Origin of the sequence: Gordonia mangrovi (assembly GCF_024734075.1) — a bacterium.
Lineage (GTDB): Bacteria > Actinomycetota > Actinomycetes > Mycobacteriales > Mycobacteriaceae > Gordonia > Gordonia mangrovi.
Map to the genome: position 1 here is coordinate 2491601 of NZ_CP102850.1, position 17113 is coordinate 2508713.

A 17113-nucleotide genomic window follows, 5' to 3' on the forward strand; every position below is an offset into this window, starting at 1 on the left:
CTGCTTCCGAGAACACCGCCGGATCGGGCGACTCGTCGTCGGCGCCCGACCTCAAAACGATGGTCACCTGGCGCGGAGAGGGCGCGGACCGGCTCGAACAGGTGCGTCTTCTGGTCAATGGCGCACGCATCAAGGCGTACGGCCGCATCATCGCCGCCGCCACCAATACCCACGAGGCCTTCTCGGCGTCCTACGAACTCGTCACCAACGACGCCGGGGTGACCAAGCGGCTCTCCGTGCATCTGGTGCGCGCGAGTGGCGAAACACAGATGGCGATCACCCGTGACGGCGAGCACAACTGGCTCGTGCAGACCGTCGACGGCACCACCCGCAGCGACTTCAACGGTGCCGCGGATGTCGACCTGGCGCTCTCGCCGATGTTCAATGCGCTGCCGATTCGCCGCCACGGACTGCACCGGGGCGGTGGGGACCTCGACGTCCCGGTGGTCTACCTGTATCTGCCCAGCGGTCAGGTCGAGCCGGCGACCCTGCATTACACCGCGACCGCGAACGGCATCGAGGTGGTGTCACCGGTCGCGACCTCGACCCTGACGGTGGACAAGAACGGATTCGTCATCGACTACCCGGGCCTGGCCACCCGGGTCTGACGCTCACCCGAGCCAGACGCGAGCCTGATGTGCCTGGCGCCGCATCTCCTGCGCCCAACCCGGATCGCCGACGACGACTCCGGTGATGGGTACCGGATCGGACCCGGCAATCGCCTCGTAGGCCAGCCGTGCCCGGTGACCGTCGTCCACCAGAATCTCCACCGTGCCGTGGTCGCGCAGCTCGTCGCGGGCGGCCAACAGCCGGTCGATGGTCTCGCTGAGCACGTTCAACAGCGCGATCCCGTTGGCCTCCAACATCGCTCGCTGCAACCCCGGCGCCGTCCCGGCGACCCGGGTGCCGTCGCGGAAGCTCCCCGCCGCCAGGCGCAGGGCCAGTTCGCTCTCCCCGGCGCCGACCGCCGCCGTGGCCGCCGCGGTGAGATGGGGCAGATGGGAGATCGCCGCGACGGCCCGGTCGTGCGCATCGGGTGCGGCCGGCACCACCAACGCGCCGACCGCGCGCGCCAGGGCCGCCACCGTCAACCAGTCACTCGGGTCGGTGTCGTCCTCGGTGGACACCATCCACATCGCATCGCGGAACAGCTCCGGATCGGTCGCCGCCCACCCGGATCGGCTGGTGCCGGCCATCGGGTGGCCACCGACGTAGCGCACACCCGGCGCATGCCGTGCCACGGCGTCGGCGACGGCCTGTTTGACACTGATGACATCGGTCAGCAGGCAATTCGGCGCATGCGCGGCCACCTCGCCGAGCAGGTCCTCGATCGTGGTCACCGGTGTCGCGAGCACGATGACGGCGTCGTCGGCGGCCGCGCGTTCGAGTGTGGCGACCAGGTCGGTGGACGCATCGTGGCCGGACGCGACGGCGGCCTCCACGGTCGCAGCGGAGCGGTTGAAGCCGAACACGTGATGTCCGCTGATCTGCAGCGCGCGCATCAGGGAGCCGCCGATGAGTCCGAGGCCGAGAATGCAGATCGATCGGTCCGATGAGGTGGGGATGGCAGACGCGGCAGTCACCTCAACACAGTGGCACATACGCCGACGACGGTGAACAGTCAGGAGCCGTCGGCGCGCTGTGTCGCACCGCGGTCGGGCAGTCGGGAGAGGACTTGGGCGGCCCGCGGTTAACGGCTACGGTGACCTGCATGGCAGGTGCCGGCGCGGGTGTAACAGGTGGTCCCAACAAACAGGATGTCAACGACGAGATCGAGGGGTTCGCGGTCGCTGTGGTGCGCGAGGAGGGCGCATGGAAGGTCACCGCGCTGAAGTCGTCCGCATTGACCGATCTCGGCGACGCCGAGAAGCAGTTGCGCGCGCTGCGCGCGGCGGGTGCCGTCTTCGGGCTCCTCGACGTCGACGACGAGTTCTTCATCGTGCTGCGGCCGACCCCGCAGGGCCCACGACTGCTGGTCTCCGACGCGACCGCCGGCATCGACTACGACGTCGCCGCCGACGCGCTGGAGGCCATGAACATCGAGATCCCGGACCTCGACCCCGACGAACTCGATGATGTCGACCCGTGGGAGGAAGGCGATCTGGCCATCCTCGCCGACCTCGGACTGCCGGACGCGGTGATGAGCGTCATCGTCGGAGACACCGATCTGTACGCCGACGAACAGGTCGGGATGATCGCCGCCCGGCTCGGGTTCGCCGACGAACTGTCCAAGGTACTCGACAAGCTGGGGCATTGAGCCCGACCGGTGGCGGGCCGCCGCACGTGCAGTGGGAGACCATGATGCGTGCCGCCCTCGCCGCCGCGGCCGAGGCCGGCGACGATGACATCCCGATCGGGGCGGTCGTGCTGGACCCGGCCGGCATCGAACTCGCGCGCGCCGCCAACCGGCGGGAAGCCCTCGCCGACCCGACCGCGCACGCCGAGATCCTCGCCCTGCGCGCCGCCGCCCGACGGTTCGGGGATGGCTGGCGGCTACCCGGCTGCACGCTGGTCGTCACCGTCGAACCCTGCACGATGTGCGCCGGAGCAATCACGATGGCCCGGATCGGGTCGCTGGTGTTCGGGGCCTGGGAGCCCAAGACCGGGGCCGTCGGCTCGCTGTGGGACGTGGTCCGCGATCCCCGGTTGGCGCACCGGCCCGAAGTCGTCGGCGGGGTGCTCGAAGACGAATGCCGCGACCTGATGCTCGACTTCTTCCACCCCCGGCGGAACTGAGGAGCGCGGCGGCAGCCGAGGGTCACGAAGGGCCCTGAAGTGGGATTTCAGGGTGTATCTCAGGGTCCGCCGCCGCGGATGTTCTGGCACATTGGAGCCAAGGGCGCGCACGGCGCGGTGGGCGCCCATCCAACGAACCGAGGAGTGGCCATGTCCGATACGACCGACAAGATCAACGAGGTGGTCGACACCGTGCGCGACAAGATCAACGAGTTCGCGGCCAGCGACACCGTGCAGGACGCGGTGGGTACCGCACGCGACAAGATCAACGAGTTCGCCGCCAGCGACACCGTGCAGGGAGCGGTCGGCACCGCCAAGGAGAAGTTCGAGGAGATCGCCGAGAGCGAGAAGGTGCAGGAGGCGGTCGCCGTGGCCCGGGAGAAGGCCGGCGAGTTCAAGGACCGCCTCAGCGGGTCGGGATCTCACTGACCTGCGGTCCTGGCGAGGTTTCAAGTTCCCTGGCATGGGGGTAAGTGCTCCTGAAGCCGGAACGTTCGGTTTCGGGAACTCTTACCGAGGAGGCAGCTCATGGGTATCGATGACGACGCCAGGAACAAGGCCGAGGAGATGAAGGGACGCGGTAAAGAGGCTGCCGGCTCCCTCACGGACAACGAGGACCTCAAGGAAGAGGGCAAGGGCGACCAGGGCATGGCCCAGGGCAAGCAGAAGGTCGCCGACGCCGCCGACGCCGTCAAGGGCAAGGTCGACGACGTCAAGAACAAGCTCACCGGAAAGAACTAGCCCCTCGCGCCGCTCTGAGCAGCCAATTTAGGCTCAGGCGCCGACTGCGGTACAGTCTTCCGCGGTGGCGTGTCCGAGCGGCCGAAGGTGCAGCACTCGAAATGCTGTGTGCGGTAACCCCGTACCGAGGGTTCAAATCCCTCCGCCACCGCAGCGAACGGCCCCCTACTCCGGTAGGGGGCCGTTTTCGTCGTCCAGGGTGCCTGCCCCACTGCCGCCTGCACGCAGAGACCTCAGCTCTCGCCGGAGACCTCGGGAGCGCGGAGGGTCCCTGCAGACCGGTGAGGTCGCTGCGCCGTGGTCGGGCGCCTACCTCCGGTCCGGACACCGGATCCGTCCGGAACGGACAGTTCATTTAGGTACGATGACCTGCGCAGATGACCTCAGGTTCAGGCGAGTGACTGGCCGGCGGTGCCACCGTGGTTCTCGTGCCGAAACGCGGCACACGATGAATCAACGAAAGGGCAACCAATGCTCACCGGACTCACCCAGTTCTTCAACGACGCCTACCTGTTCGGCGGCGACCTGCTCAGCGTCGCGTTCAGCTTCACGGCCTGATCGAAGACCGCAGGCTTCGGCCCGCATGGTGGGATCTGTTCGGGGGTCCACCATGCGGGCCGTTCTGCGTTCCGGCTCGGGCTCGGTCGGGTCCGGGCTACCCGGACTCGGGGCCGCGACGGCAGGTGAGCCGATCAGCTGCAGGCGTCGGCCAGTTCGTCGGACCAGATCTCCTGATCGGCACCCAACTCGGTGCCCTGCGTCGCCGAGCACACCCGCTCGGCGGTGTCCTCCTCGTCGGTGCTCCACCACCGCAGCGCGCCGGTCTCCCCGCCGGCGCTGAGTCGGCCACGCGGGTCGAAGGCGACCTGCCAGCGCACAGTTCCCGGCGGTGTCAGCGACCGGCCGATCGCCTGCGGCTCCTGCGGGTCGTCGAGCGACCACAGGCGGACGGTCTGGTCGTCGGCTCCGGAGGCCAGCAGCCCGGTGGTGGGATCGAAGCTCACCGACCGCACGGTGCTGTCGTGGCCGCGCAGCTGTGCGACCTCGCTGAGCGCGTCATCGACGCGGAGCACCCGGATGGCCCGATCGTCGCCGGCCGCCGCGAGCAGGGTGCCGTCGGCGTTGATCGACAGCGTGTTGATCGGCCCGTCCTGCTCTGCGACGACCCGGCCGGCCGGATCGCCACCCGGCAGATCCCAGAGGTAGAGCCGCTGATCGGCGGACGCCGCGAACAGTCGGGAGCCATCCGGGGTGAAGGTCACCGCATTGACCCAGCCGCGCGGACCGGTCAACGGCTCTCCGCGCGCAACCGGGCGAGCGCGGTCGGTCACATCCCAGATCTGCACGCTGGAGTCGTCGGACGCGGTCGCCAGGGCCGACGAATCGGGCGAGAAGGCGAGTTCATGGGTGTAGCGGGCACCCGGGTTGGCGACCAGCGCCGCGAAGCGTGGCTGTCGTGGATCACTGGTGTCGTAGAGCGCGACGTCGCCGGAGTCGAGCGCGGTCACCGCCAGCGTGCGGCCGTCCGGGGACAGTTCCACGTTCTCCACCCGGACGTCGCCACCGTCAGGCCGGATCGCGGATATCTGTGTGGGCCGCGTCCCGGTCACATCCCAGAGCAGGACCTGCCCGTCCCACGAACCGGTCGCCATCAGCGTGCCCGCGGAGTCGAACGTCGGTGCCTGCACTCGTCGGGTGTGACCGGCGACGGTGGCCGGCGACAGCGTCCACACCCGCAGTTGGCCGTCCTGCCCGCCGGTGAGCACCTGGGTGCCGTCCACGAACGTGACCGTGGTCAGGCCGCCGCGGCTGCCGGTCATCGGTTGCCCCAACCGGATCGGATGGGTCGGGTCGACCAGACTCCACAATGCCGCCGTCCCATCCCAGGCCGCGGTTGCCAGGGCGGTGCCATCCGCGGAGAAGGCGACCGACCACAGCGCTGCCGAATGTGCGTTCACCGGGGCGCCGAGCGGCACCACACCGCCATCGCGCACCGACCACAATCGGAATGTCTGGTCGTCGCTGCCGGTCGCCAGCATCGTTCCGTCGGGGCTGAATGCCGCCGAGTGGATGGTGAGTGTCTGCCCGGTGAGCGGTACTCCGATCGGGCTCGCCTGCGCGGGGGCGACGGTGTCCCACACCCGCGCCGTGCGGTCGTCGGCGCCGCTGACCAACATGTTCCCGTCCGGGCGGAAGGCCACGGTGCGCACCGGCGCGGTATGACCGGTCAGCACGCGGGTCTGGCCGGAGCCGATGTCGTGCAGCCGGACGGTGCGGTCGTCGCCGGCGGTGGCGATCCAGCGACCGTCCGAGCGGACCGAGAGGGCGTACACGGTGCCGCGGTGGCCGACGTCGATGTCGTCCATCGGCACCGGACGCGCCGGGTCGCCGACATCCCACCGCACGACGACGCCGGTGGCGCCGGTGGCGTACAGCACGGTGCCGTCGGGGGAGAAGCCGACGGCCGTCACCCACGATGCCGTCGACAGCGGCGCCCCGACCGGGACGAGACCGCGATCTGTGTCGTGGCGCCACAGCCGGACCGTGTTGTCGTAGCCGCCGGACGCGATCACCCCGGCCGGGGACTGGGCGGTGCCGTAGATCGCTCCCGCGTGCGCGTCGAAGGTAGCGGCCAGCGGTGAGGACTGCGATGCCAGCAGCAGCCCGCGGGCGGCCGGATCGCCCGGTCGCTCGGTGGTGGCCGCCAGCGCGAGCTGGGCGGATTCGGTGGGGTTCACCGACTGGTCGCGCAAACCGGACGCGATCAGCGCCGCGTACTGCGCGTCGGCACGCTCCCGTTCGGCGCGTTGGCTCTGCCGCATCGACACCACGGCCAGCACCGACGTCACGATCACGCCGACGACCAGAAACACCGCCAGGGCCCGAAAGGCGTTGCGCTGCTGACGTCGAACCGTCTGCGCGGCGTCGATGAACTCGGCAGCCCGCGGCGACAACGCCGATGGTGACCGCGTCACCAGGTCGTCGGCGGCGGTCAACCGGTTGCCGCGGTAGAGCAGTGCGCGGTCGCGGTCGGCCGCGACCCAGTCGTCGGCGTCGCCCTGGATGCGCAGCCGGGTGACGGCGTCCTCGCGGTCCTCCTCGACCCACTCGGACAACCGTGGCCACGCGGAGATGACCGCGTCGTGCGACAGCGAGGTGCCGTGCGCGTCGTGGGTGATGATCCGCGCGTCGGCGAGCGCTTCGAGAACGGAGTCCACCGGTGCGCGATCGGCGAACGGCCGGTAGAGATCCTCGCGGTCGACCCGCCGACCGACTGCCGAGCCGTCCGGGACCGGCGTCACCAACTGCAGCAGAATAGTGCGTGCGGTCTCCTGTTGCCGGACATCGAAACTGTCCCAGAGGGTCTCGGCACTCGTCGCGATTGCACCGCGCACGCCGCCGGCCTTCTCGTAGGCGGGTACCCCGAGCACCTTGCCCTCCCGGTACTCCCACATGCTGCGCAGGGTGTGGGCCAGCAGGGGAAAGGTGCCGGTCCGCGCGGCCTCGGGCGCCGAGTCGCCGCGCACGCCGAGGTCGGCGAGGATGAGTTCCACCAGGCCGTCGCCGACGGTCAGGCCCTGTGCCCGTGCCGGTTCGACGATGGCCGCGGTGAGCTCGTCTGCGGTCGGCGGGCTCAGCAGCATCTGATTGTGCTGCAACGCCTTCGCGAGGATCGGATACCGGGCGGCCGCCGGGTAGAAGTCGGCGCGCAGCGCGGCGACGACGCCGGCGCACTCGCCGGGACGCGCCTCGCCGGGTGTGGCGAGGCCGGCCAACTGCTCGAGGTAGGCGCCGGCGGCGGCATCGTCGAACGGTGCGACGAAGAGTTCTTCGAGCTGATCGACCGCCACCACATACGGTGTGGACTCCGACGCCCGATCCCGCAGCCACGATTCGAGGTCGTCGGTGCCGACGGCGGTCGGGGTCACCAGCAGAACGTCGACGTCGTCTCGGATACGTGCGGCGAAGCCGGCCTGCAGCAGCGACGACTTCCCCGCCCCGGACGCCCCGACCAGGACGAGAATCTCACCGGCGGAACTGGTCTCGGCGAAACGCGCGCGCATGGTCGCTATCTGCGACTCCCGTCCGGCGAAGTACTCGCTGTCGCCGATGGTCAGCGCGGCGAGACCGGGATACGGGCACTTCTCCTCGACGGCGGGCCGCTGCCCAGGCGACCGCGCCCGTTCCCACAGGTGTCGCCATTCGGGTGCCGAATACAGTCCGGGCACAGAGGGTTCCGGGTGATGGCGACGTGCGGCGACGATGAGGACGCTCAGCACCGAACCAAGGCCGTCGAACTTCGCCGGGACACTGCGACCGAGCCGCCAGTCGGAGATCCGCTGGGCGGTGATGTCGCGGCCACGGGGGTCGCGGGCGCGCAACTCCCGCGTGGCGCGGGCACTGACCGCCTTCAGCGGCGGTGACCCGGCGTCGGAGTACAGCACGTCGAGGCGGCGCGCCAACTCGGCACGCGGCTCGGTGTCCGTCGGCGCGTTCACCGGCTCAGCTGATCCGCCATCCCCGGCCGCATCAGCGGCGAGATCGCATCCCACGGCACGGTGATCGGCAGCCAGTCGCCGAGGGCATGGTTCACCGGGACATAGGTGTGGAACCCCTCGGCCAGCGGAACCCAGTTCAGGAAGTTGCCGATGTCGGCGAAGACGGGATCGGCGCGCGGGTCGATCCGCGCCACGGCCGCGGCCAGTTGTGTCGCGGCGGCGTCGGGATCGACGAATACGTCGTCGAGCAGGATCGGCTGGGCGGTGTGGGCGTCGATGGTGATGGTGGCGACCCGGTTGTTCGGGTGGGCGGCGCCCTGCGCGTAGGTCGTGAAGATCGCAGTGCCGGCGACGACACCATCGGTGACGGTGGTGACCCGACTGCGTTCGCCCCCCGCCAGCTCACCGTCGGAGACGGTGACGTCGGTCAGATCGGTCACCACATCATCGAGAGCAGTCCGCATGCCCGAGTTGAACCGTTCCCGCACCGTCTGGTCCCCACCCAGCACCTGCGGCAGCAACACGTCGAAGGAGGTCGTCTCCTGTTGTCCTTTGGTACGCACCAGGGTGGGACGGTATCCGTTGGTCGCCGGGTCGGCGGACATCGCGGTGGACGGCGCGGCGGTGGCCGACTCCGTGAGCGTCAGCACCGTGGTCTCCACGGTGCGCGACACCGGCACGGCGGTGCCGTCGTCGATGGTGCAGGCGGCCGCGACAGCCACGACACCCGCAGCTGTCGCCAGCACCGTAGCCGCACGCCGGAAGGACACATCAGAACTGTAACCGCGGTGACCGGCGTCTGAGCTTGGATCCGGTCGATGTGGAAGTCAGCTACGGAGGCGAAGTAGGAATCCGGTGTCGTCGGCATCGAACGCGGCGGAGTTGATCGAGGCGTGCTCTTCGAGGATCGCGGTGGCCCTCGACACCACCGAGGCAGGTGATTTCCGCCCGGTGGGCCACCGGGTCGGCGACCCGGACACCGAGATGCGATAGCTGTTTCCAGCGGCGAAAGGTGCGCGGCGACGGCGGGATACGGCAGGCATCGTGCGCGGTTTTGCGGGTGGTCTCGTACCCGATCGTGGCGAGATGGTTGACCGCGGTGCGCTCTCCCCCCAGACCGGTATTGGCCTGGCGAGGCCACGAGCGGTACCTCAGGGCAACCGACACCTGTCGGGCCCCGGCCGCGACGCTGGGGGTCGCGGCCGGTTCCTCATCGCGGCGGGTGTCGGTGATGTGTTGCTGCCGCAACGAGCGGTGTGCCATAGTGCAGTGACACTTCACGGTCACGCATTGGCGATGTGGGGTGCTGGTCAGGGGATCTCTCACACAGGTTCTTCAACTCTCCGTGCCGGGCGGGTCATCGGGGGAGGCTGGAGGCGGTGGTGGCATGTTGTCCCCGGGCCGTTCCTGGCAGTCGTAGAGGGGGGCTACATGTTTCGGCGGGGTGTGCGTTCGGGGCGAGTTGGTGGTGCGGCGGTGGTCGCCGTGCTGACGGCACTGGTGGTCGGTGTCGGTGTCGGTGGTGCGGGTGCGGCGCCGACGCCGCTGACGCCAAGGTATGACCGGTTGGTCACCGATGACGGGTGGTCTGTGGAGTTGCGTGCGTCGGAGTTGGTGGTCAACCCGATGAGCAATATCGCCAACAGTTTCGCCTCGCGGGAGGGGTGGGTGTCGGCGCGGGTGGGGGCGTTGATCACCCCGGCTGGTGGTCGTACGCCGTCACAGGCGGTGAGTTCGGGTGTGCTCGAACAGTTCCTGGTCGTCGGCTGCCAGATCGATGTGTCGGATGGGGCGACGTTCGGGTTCGGGTCGTCGTTGGGGCCGAACGCCAATGTCACTATCTCCGGGCAGCCGGGTGTGTCGGTCGGTGGGTCGGCGTCGGTGTCGCCGTCGATCTCGGCGAAACTGAAACCAGGCACCATCAATGAGATTTCACTCGGCAAGAAGACGTTGCAGACCAACCGGGCATCAATTCGCGCGAAACGTGTGCATGTGCGGGTCGATGGGTGTGCGGGCCCGGTCACGGTGCGAATCATCGTGCGTTTGTCGGTGTCGACGCCGACTGCTGATGACACCCTCAACCTGTATTCGGCTCGGATGTGGCTGTGATGACACCCATTCAGTCCTCCCTTCGCGATCCGGCCGCCATGAAGATGCCGTCGGCGTTCCGGGCGTCGCCACCGATCGTGGCCGTGCTGCTGGCGGTCGGTTTCGCCACGGTTTCGGCGCTGGTGGTGATCGGCACGCCGTCAGCGGGTGCGGAAACCCCCGCCGAGCGGTGTGCGCGCGAGACCGCCACCTACAACAGTGCCTGGGCCCAATCGTGGGCGGCCTCCAACGGCAAACCCGCCGACCAAGCGCCACCGCCACCGGTGCCCTACGTCTGCCACGATCCCGGACCGCCCACGTCCTCGACCACCGCACCACCGTCTGTCGCCGCACCCACTATCCCCGAGGAGACCACCCCCGACGCCAGTGGGCCGAACATGGGGGCTCACGCACCCACCGACATCCCCGATGCTGGCCAGACACCGATCGTGCCCATACCCGAGCGCGAACACAATGTCCCCGAGACACCACGTAGTGAACCCGCCCAGCCAGATTCGACCGGCCGGCAGCGCGGTCGCCGATTGCCGATGACGTCTCGAAACACAGCGGACCCCGATGCTGGTGCGCCCGCGAGCGGTGAACGCAGTCAGGGCTCGGACCCAGGTGCTGAGGTTGCACGCGACCCTCTCGGCATGTCGGCTGACATGCCGCCTTCGGGCTCGGGCAACGCAATTGCCGAGCGTCTAGATGAATTTCGCCATAACGCATCGTTCAATGAATGCGAACCCTACGAGGGAGGGTGGTTCGTCAGCAGCCGTATCTGCGCGTCCGTGGACGGTGAGGGACTGTACGTTCGTACGGTATCCATCTATGGGGAAAGGTCGGGAGATAGCCAAGGACGCGGGATGGAGAAGACACGGATTCGCTACCACCTTCAAGCGCCAAACGGAGAGAACGGCCGCGAGTACGAAGCAGACCTGACTCATGCTGGCTTCCATGAGGAGATCGAGGTCAACAACTATGTCCTACCAGGGACATATAAGGTGTGGTACCAAACGCAGGATGTGAACGGCAATTGGTCTGGCTGGGACTCTATTGATTTCGAGGTGAAGGCCACATGAGAGAAGAACAGTCAACATTGATACACGCACACACGCCTACTGACGGACGATCCAGGCTTGCCGCAGATCTCCTGGGACGGGCTGCTGCGGGCTTGTTCGTCGGTGTCTTCGTGGTTGCGGTCATGTACTTCACACGTTTGCCCAATGTGCAGCTTCGCGTGTACGGCGATCCCGGAGAAGGGTTTGACTACACTCTGAATCTCGGCGCTGAGGTCGTGTTGGTGCCTGTGGCATTCGCCATCCTGCATTCGGTGGCATACGCTTTCGGGGCTATTCTGTCGCATCAGGGATTTCGATTTCCATCGTGGTTCACTGTCCTGGGTCCATTGGCTTCGTCGATTGTGGTCTGCGTTTACCTCCTCTTCGTGCCTCAGTATTACGAGGCGGTTCCGGTCGGCTATCCCGTCCATTACCCAGATCTTCCTGGTGGATACATCGCGGTGGCGTCGGTGGGAATCGGACTAGCTGTCGGGCTTCTGAGATGGAGGATGCGCGAGCGCGGAGACGTCGGCGGCCGGCAGCGCTTGCCGGAGCGGTAGGCATCGCCGGGGGCCTATGCTGTACGAATGCGAGAACTGCTCGGAGGCAAGCCATTTGCAGCAGGCAGAGCCCAATCAGCAGTCGAGCTCCAGCCCGATACCACCACTGCACAGGCAGGTGGACGCCTGAAGCCGATAAGGCGGCCAAACGTACCGCATGGCGAGAGGGTCACTCGCCAGACGTCCATGCCGGTCGCTCACGACATGAGCAGATCACGACAGGAACTGGGCCGCCTGTGTCGCCAGATCCAGCAGCGGCTGCGGGAAGACGCCCAACCCGATGGTGGCCACCGTGCACACCGCGATCGACGACGTCGTCAGGATGCTTGGTTTCACCACGTGCGGGGCGTCCACCGGGACGTCGGCGAAGAACATCGCGACGATGATCCGGATGTAGAAGTAGGCCGCGATCGCACTGCTGATCACACCGATCACCACCAGGACGCCGGCACCGCTGCCGGCCGCCGCGGCGAAGACATCGAACTTCGCGATGAACCCGCTGGTCAGCGGGATGCCCGCGAAAGCGAGTAGGAACATCGAGAACATCGCGCCGACAAGCGGATAGCGCCGACCGAGCCCGGCCCACTGCACGATGTCGGTGGCCTCACGACCGGACAGATGCGGACCCGACTGGCGATCCGGTTCGCGGACCACCGCCACCGTGGCGAACGCCCCGAAGGTGGAGAAGGCATACGCGGCAAGGTAGAACATCGTCGCCGCCAGGCCGGCCTGGTCGAAGGCCACCAACCCGAGAAGGATGAACCCGGCATGCGTGATGGACGAATACGCGAGCATGCGTTTCACATCCGTCTGCGTCACCGCCATCACCGCGCCGATCAGCATGGTGGCGATCGCCACCGCCCACACGGCGGGCTCCCAATCATCCTGCAGATCACCGAACGCCACGTAGAACACCCGCAACAACGCGCCGAACGCCGCGATCTTGGTGGCAGCCGCCATGAACGCCGTGACGGGCGTGGGGGCACCCTGATACACATCCGGAATCCAGGCGTGGAAAGGGACGGCGCCGACCTTGAACAGCAACCCCACCGCCAGCAGTCCCAGCGCGATCAGCGGCAACACGGTGTCACCGCCGGGAGTGTTCACCGCCTCGCCGACCGCATCGCCGATCGCGCCGAGCTGCAACGACCCGGTCGCCCCGTACGCGAAGGAGGCACCGAACAGGAAGAACGCCGACGCGAACGCGCCGAGCAGGAAGTACTTGAGCGAGGCCTCCTGCGAGATCAGCCGGCGTCGGCGCGCGAGGCCGCACAACAGGTACAACGGCAGCGAGAACACCTCGAGTGCGATGAACATGGTGAGCAGGTCGCCGCACGCCGGAAACAGCATCATCCCGCCGACGGCGAGCAGCGTCAGCGGGAACACCTCGGTGGTGAGTCCACCGGCACGTGTCGCCTCGAACTCGGCGTCGGTGTTGGGCACCGCCGCTCCCGACGGAGTGAACATGTCCGCCTCGACCGACGAGAGCGTGGCCTGGGCGGCCGCACCGGGTCCGTCGCTGACGCGGAGGTCCGGGGGAGGTGCGGCCACCACACGTTCGAGCCGCCGCTCGGCCATGAAGGCGACCGAGGCGATCGCGATCAGCACCAGCAGGCCCTGGAGGAACAAGGTCGGTCTGTCGATCACGACCGCACCGGACATGGTCAGCTCGCCGAGACCGCCGTCGCGGGTCTGTGCCACCGCGACCCCGATGACGGCGGCGAACGCGGCGACGAGCCCGCCGAGCGACAACACCAACTGTGTCGGATACCGCAGCCGCCGGGGTGCGAACGCCTCCACGAGCACGCCGACGACCGCGACGCCGAACACGATCAGCATCGGCGACAAGGCGCCGTACTCGACGCTGGGCGCCTCGATGGCGGCGAGTTGACCCACCGTCGTCATCGCTCTCCCTCCGTCGGCACCGCAATGGTGGGTGCGGGGTCCTGCTCACCGATTGTGCTCATGGTGTGTGCCACGGCCGGATCGATGATGTCGAGCAACGGTTTCGGGTACACGCCGAACACCAGCAGCAGGGCGAGCAGTGGCGCCACCACCGCGACCTCCCTGCCGTGCAGATCACGCATCGGGCGGGTGGCCGCACCGGGGCCCTCCGCGGACATGGGTCTCGGCGGGCCGCCCATCATCCGCTGATACAGCCAGAGGATGTAGATGGCCGACAGCACCAGGGCGCTCGCGGCGGCGATGGCGGCCACCGGGTAGCGCGTGTAGGTGCCGATGAGGACCAGGAACTCGCTGATGAACGGGGCCAGTCCGGGCAGCGACAGGGTGGCCAGGCCGGCCACCAGGAAGGTCCCGGCCAGCACGGGCGCGATCTTCTGCACGCCGCCGTAGTCGGCGATGAGGCGGCTACCGCGCCGCGACACCAGGAAACCGGCGATGAGGAACAGTGCGGCGGTGGAGATCCCGTGGTTGACCATGTACAGGGTGGAGCCGGTCTGGCCCTGGCTGGTCAATGCGAAGATGCCGAGGATGATGAAGCCGAAATGGGAGATCGAGGTGTAGGCGATCAATCGCATCACATCGGTCTGCCCGATGGCGAGGAGCGCCCCGTAGACGATGCCGATCACCGCCAGGGTCGCGATCAGCGGTGCGAAATATCGTGCCGCATCCGGAAACAGCTGGAGGCAGTAGCGCAGCATGGCGAAGGTGCCGACCTTGTCGACGACCGCCATCATCAGTACCGCACTGGCCGGTGTCGCCGAGACGGCCGCATCCGGCAGCCACCCGTGGAACGGCCACAGCGGCGCCTTCACCGCGAAGGCGAACATGAAGCCGAGGAACAGCATCCGGACCAGGCCGGTCCCGGCATCGAGTTCACCGGCAGCCACCGCGTCGACGATGACCCGCAGATCGAAGGTGCCCGTCCCGTCGGTGCCGAGGCCCGATCGTGCGGTCACCACATAGAGGCCGATGACGGCGGCGAGCATGATCAGCCCACCGAACAGGTTGTACAGCAGGAACTTCACCGCCGCACGTGAGCGATCGACCCCGTCGCGGACACCGAATCCGCCGATGAGGAAGTACATCGGGATCAGCATCGCCTCGAAGAAGATGTAGAACAGCAGGATGTCGAGCGCCACGAAACTCATCAGCACCATCGCCTCGACCGACAGCATCAGGGCCAGATAGATGTGTGGCCCCTTCTGCTTGCGTCCGCCGGCGTGATCGAGGGAGCCGGAGTGGTCGGCGTCGTGCCAGCCGGCCAGGATCAGGATGGGCAGCAGCACTGTGGTCAACAGGATCAGCGCCAGCCCGATCCCGTCGATCCCCAGCGCGTAGCGGGTGCCGATCGCCGGAATCCAGCTGAGGTCCTCGACGAACTGGTAGCGCGCCCCGTCGGCGTCGAAACCGACTGCGAGTCCCAGGGATACGCCGAAGGTGGCGAGCGAGACCGCCAGCGCCCACCACTTCGCGAGGTCGGGACGGGTGTTCGGTACGGCCAGCGCTGCCGCACCGCCGACGGCCGGCAGCAACCAGAGGATGGTCAACCAGGGGGCGTTCACAGGACGTTCACCACCATCACCAGGCCGACGATCAGCGTGGCGCCGGCGAACATGGACAGCGCGTAGGAGCGCACATAGCCGTTCTGCCACGACCGTATTCGCTGCGAGGCCCGGCCGATCGTCGTCCCGACGCCGGTGGTCAGGCCGTCGACGCCATCGCGCTCCACGGCCACCAGACCGGCGGTCAGCTGCTGCGCGGGCCGCATCAGCAGATTCTCGTTGACCGCGTCGCCGTAGAGGTCGCGGCGGGCGGCGACGGTCAGCGCGGACACGTCGTCGGGAGCCGCCTCGGGTACCCGGCCGGCGGCGTATTGCCGCCAGGCCAGGCCGATGCCGATGGCCACCACGGCGAGGATGGTGGCTGTCACCACCCAGGCGGGTACCGCGAGGTCGTGGTGTTCCTCGCCGACCACCGGTTCGAGCCAGTGCACCAGGGAATCACCCCACGCGAGGGCGGCGCCGGCGGCCACCGATCCGATGCCGATCAGGATCATCGGGCCGGTCATCACGCCGGGGGACTCGTGGGGATGCGGTGGCGGATTGTCCTTCCACCGCCGCTCGCCGAAGAACGTCAGGATCATCACCCGCGTCATGTAGAAGGCGGTGATGCCGGCGCCGAGAAGTGCTGCGCCGCCGAGCAGCCAGCCGCCCACACCGCCGGAGGCGAAGGCCGCCTCGATGATCGGGTCCTTGGAGAAGAAGCCGGAGAACGGCGGCACTCCGATGATGGCGAGGTAGCCGACACCGAAGGTGACGAAGGTGATGGGCATGAGGGTGCGCAGTCCACCGAAACGGCGCATGTCGGTCTCGTCGTCCATGGCGTGCATCACCGAGCCGGCACCGAGGAAGAGCCCGGCTTTGAAGAAGCCGTGGGTGAGCAGGTGCATGATGGCGAAGGCGTAGCCGGCCGGTCCGAGGCCGGTGGCGAGGACCATGTACCCGATCTGGCTCATCGTCGAGGCCGCGAGCGCCTTCTTGATATCGTCCTTGGCGCAGCCGATGATCGCGCCGAACAGCAACGTGACCGCGCCGACCACGGCGACCCCGGCCTGCGCGGCGGGCGCGAGGTCGAAGATCGGGTTGGATCGGGCGATGAGGTAGACCCCCGCGGTCACCATGGTCGCGGCGTGGATGAGCGCCGACACCGGGGTGGGGCCTTCCATCGCATCACCCAGCCATGACTGCAGGGGGACCTGAGCCGATTTGCCGCAGGCGGCGAGCAGCAGCATGAATCCGAGTGCGGTGACCACGTTCTCGCCGACCTGGCCGGCGCCGGCGAACACCGTCTCGAAACTCACCGCGCCGAAGGTGGCGAACATGATCATCAGGGCGATGGCCAGTCCGATGTCGCCGACTCGGTTGACGACGAAGGCCTTCTTGGCGGCGGTGGCGGCGGTCGGCTTGTACTGCCAGAACCCGATCAGCAGATATGACGCCAGACCGACACCCTCCCAGCCCAGATAGAGACCGAGGTAGTTGTCGGCCAACACCAGCAACAGCATCGCGGCGAGAAAGAGGTTGAGATAGGCGAAGAACCGGCGGCGATCCGGGTCAGCTGCCATGTATCCGATCGAGTAGATGTGGATGAGCGAGCCGACGCCGGTGATCAACAGCACGAAGCACACCGACAGTTGGTCGAGTTGCAGACCGAAGTCGACCTGTAACTGCCCCACCGGTATCCAGCTGAACAGGACCTGCTGTGCGGTCCGGTCATCGGCGGTACGGCCCAGCATGCCGACGAACATGATCAGTCCCACCACGAACGAGGCCAGCGCGAGGGCGGTGCCCAGCAGGTGTCCCCACCGGTCGGTGCGTCGTCCACCGAGCAGCAGCACCGCTGCGCCGAGCAATGGCAAAGCCGGCACCAGCCAGAGCAGGTCGGCGGTCGTCTGGGTGCTCAC

General features: G+C 67.9%; 16 protein-coding genes and 1 tRNA gene. 11 read left to right on the forward strand and 6 right to left on the reverse strand.

Annotated features, from left to right (window positions below; all coding sequences use genetic code 11):
* Nucleotides 1-59 precede the first annotated feature (59 nt).
* Nucleotides 60-608: a putative glycolipid-binding domain-containing protein gene (locus NWF22_RS11285; protein ID WP_160902165.1), complete on the forward strand. Its 549-nt coding sequence runs from the start codon at nt 60-62 to the stop codon at nt 606-608.
* A gap of 3 nt (nt 609-611) precedes the next feature.
* Here NWF22_RS11285 and NWF22_RS11290 read toward each other — a convergent pair whose 3' ends face one another.
* Nucleotides 612-1583, reverse strand: coding sequence for a prephenate dehydrogenase (locus NWF22_RS11290; RefSeq protein ID WP_258321392.1), 972 nt, complete (start codon nt 1581-1583; stop codon nt 612-614).
* A gap of 128 nt (nt 1584-1711) precedes the next feature.
* Here NWF22_RS11290 and NWF22_RS11295 point away from each other — a divergent pair, with 128 nt between their 5' ends.
* The 6 genes from NWF22_RS11295 (at nt 1712) to NWF22_RS11320 (ending at nt 4035) form a co-directional block, all read left to right on the forward strand.
* The gene (locus tag NWF22_RS11295; RefSeq protein ID WP_160901793.1) at nt 1712-2257 is read left to right on the forward strand and encodes a tRNA adenosine deaminase-associated protein; all 546 of its coding nucleotides are present in this window, start codon (nt 1712-1714) and stop codon (nt 2255-2257) included.
* A gap of 44 nt (nt 2258-2301) precedes the next feature.
* Complete coding sequence (locus NWF22_RS11300; RefSeq protein WP_160902166.1) at nt 2302-2736, forward strand: nucleoside deaminase; 435 nt, start codon at nt 2302-2304, stop codon at nt 2734-2736.
* A gap of 150 nt (nt 2737-2886) precedes the next feature.
* Nucleotides 2887-3165: a hypothetical protein gene (locus tag NWF22_RS11305; protein WP_160901794.1), complete on the forward strand. Its 279-nt coding sequence runs from the start codon at nt 2887-2889 to the stop codon at nt 3163-3165.
* A 99-nt stretch (nt 3166-3264) separates the two neighbouring features.
* Nucleotides 3265-3477 (forward strand): CsbD family protein, encoded by a 213-nt coding sequence (locus NWF22_RS11310; RefSeq protein ID WP_160901795.1) that lies wholly within the window; start codon nt 3265-3267, stop codon nt 3475-3477.
* Nucleotides 3478-3540: 63 nt separating this feature from the next.
* Nucleotides 3541-3628: transfer RNA gene (locus NWF22_RS11315), tRNA-Ser, on the forward strand.
* 260 nt (nt 3629-3888) lie between these two features.
* Entirely contained in the window at nt 3889-4035 is a 147-nt protein-coding gene (locus NWF22_RS11320; RefSeq protein WP_160901796.1) for a hypothetical protein, read from the forward strand.
* A gap of 134 nt (nt 4036-4169) precedes the next feature.
* Here NWF22_RS11320 and NWF22_RS11325 read toward each other — a convergent pair whose 3' ends face one another.
* Together NWF22_RS11325 and NWF22_RS11330 are read right to left on the reverse strand one after the other, a co-directional pair.
* The gene (locus NWF22_RS11325; protein ID WP_160901797.1) at nt 4170-7976 is read right to left on the reverse strand and encodes an NACHT and WD repeat domain-containing protein; all 3807 of its coding nucleotides are present in this window, start codon (nt 7974-7976) and stop codon (nt 4170-4172) included.
* Nucleotides 7973-8746, reverse strand: coding sequence for a hypothetical protein (locus NWF22_RS11330; RefSeq protein WP_160901798.1), 774 nt, complete (start codon nt 8744-8746; stop codon nt 7973-7975). Before NWF22_RS11330 ends, NWF22_RS11325 begins: the two co-directional genes overlap by 4 nt.
* 85 nt (nt 8747-8831) lie before the next feature.
* Between NWF22_RS11330 and NWF22_RS11335 the strand changes: the two genes are divergently transcribed.
* The 4 genes from NWF22_RS11335 (at nt 8832) to NWF22_RS11350 (ending at nt 11685) form a co-directional block, all read left to right on the forward strand.
* Nucleotides 8832-8969, forward strand: a complete 138-nt coding sequence (locus NWF22_RS11335) for a hypothetical protein (protein ID WP_160901799.1) — start codon at nt 8832-8834, stop codon at nt 8967-8969.
* A gap of 483 nt (nt 8970-9452) precedes the next feature.
* Nucleotides 9453-10085, forward strand: coding sequence for an MspA family porin (locus NWF22_RS11340; protein WP_258321393.1), 633 nt, complete (start codon nt 9453-9455; stop codon nt 10083-10085).
* A complete protein-coding gene (locus tag NWF22_RS11345) occupies nt 10085-11146 on the forward strand; it encodes a hypothetical protein (protein WP_160901801.1) in 1062 nt (353 codons plus the stop codon). The genes NWF22_RS11340 and NWF22_RS11345 overlap by 1 nt, the downstream gene beginning before the upstream one ends.
* Nucleotides 11143-11685 (forward strand): hypothetical protein, encoded by a 543-nt coding sequence (locus tag NWF22_RS11350; RefSeq protein ID WP_160901802.1) that lies wholly within the window; start codon nt 11143-11145, stop codon nt 11683-11685. Before NWF22_RS11345 ends, NWF22_RS11350 begins: the two co-directional genes overlap by 4 nt.
* 213 nt (nt 11686-11898) lie before the next feature.
* Here NWF22_RS11350 and nuoN read toward each other — a convergent pair whose 3' ends face one another.
* Genes nuoN through nuoL form a run of 3 tightly spaced genes read right to left on the reverse strand, consistent with a single transcriptional unit; the run spans nt 11899 to nt 17113 of the window.
* Complete coding sequence (gene nuoN / locus NWF22_RS11355) at nt 11899-13590, reverse strand: NADH-quinone oxidoreductase subunit NuoN (protein ID WP_160901803.1); 1692 nt, start codon at nt 13588-13590, stop codon at nt 11899-11901.
* Nucleotides 13587-15212, reverse strand: a complete 1626-nt coding sequence (locus NWF22_RS11360; protein ID WP_160901804.1) for an NADH-quinone oxidoreductase subunit M — start codon at nt 15210-15212, stop codon at nt 13587-13589. The genes nuoN and NWF22_RS11360 overlap by 4 nt, the downstream gene beginning before the upstream one ends.
* Nucleotides 15209-17113 carry an NADH-quinone oxidoreductase subunit L gene (gene nuoL / locus NWF22_RS11365; protein WP_160901805.1) on the reverse strand — a complete coding sequence of 635 codons (1905 nt, stop codon included), beginning with the start codon at nt 17111-17113 and terminating at the stop codon, nt 15209-15211. Before nuoL ends, NWF22_RS11360 begins: the two co-directional genes overlap by 4 nt.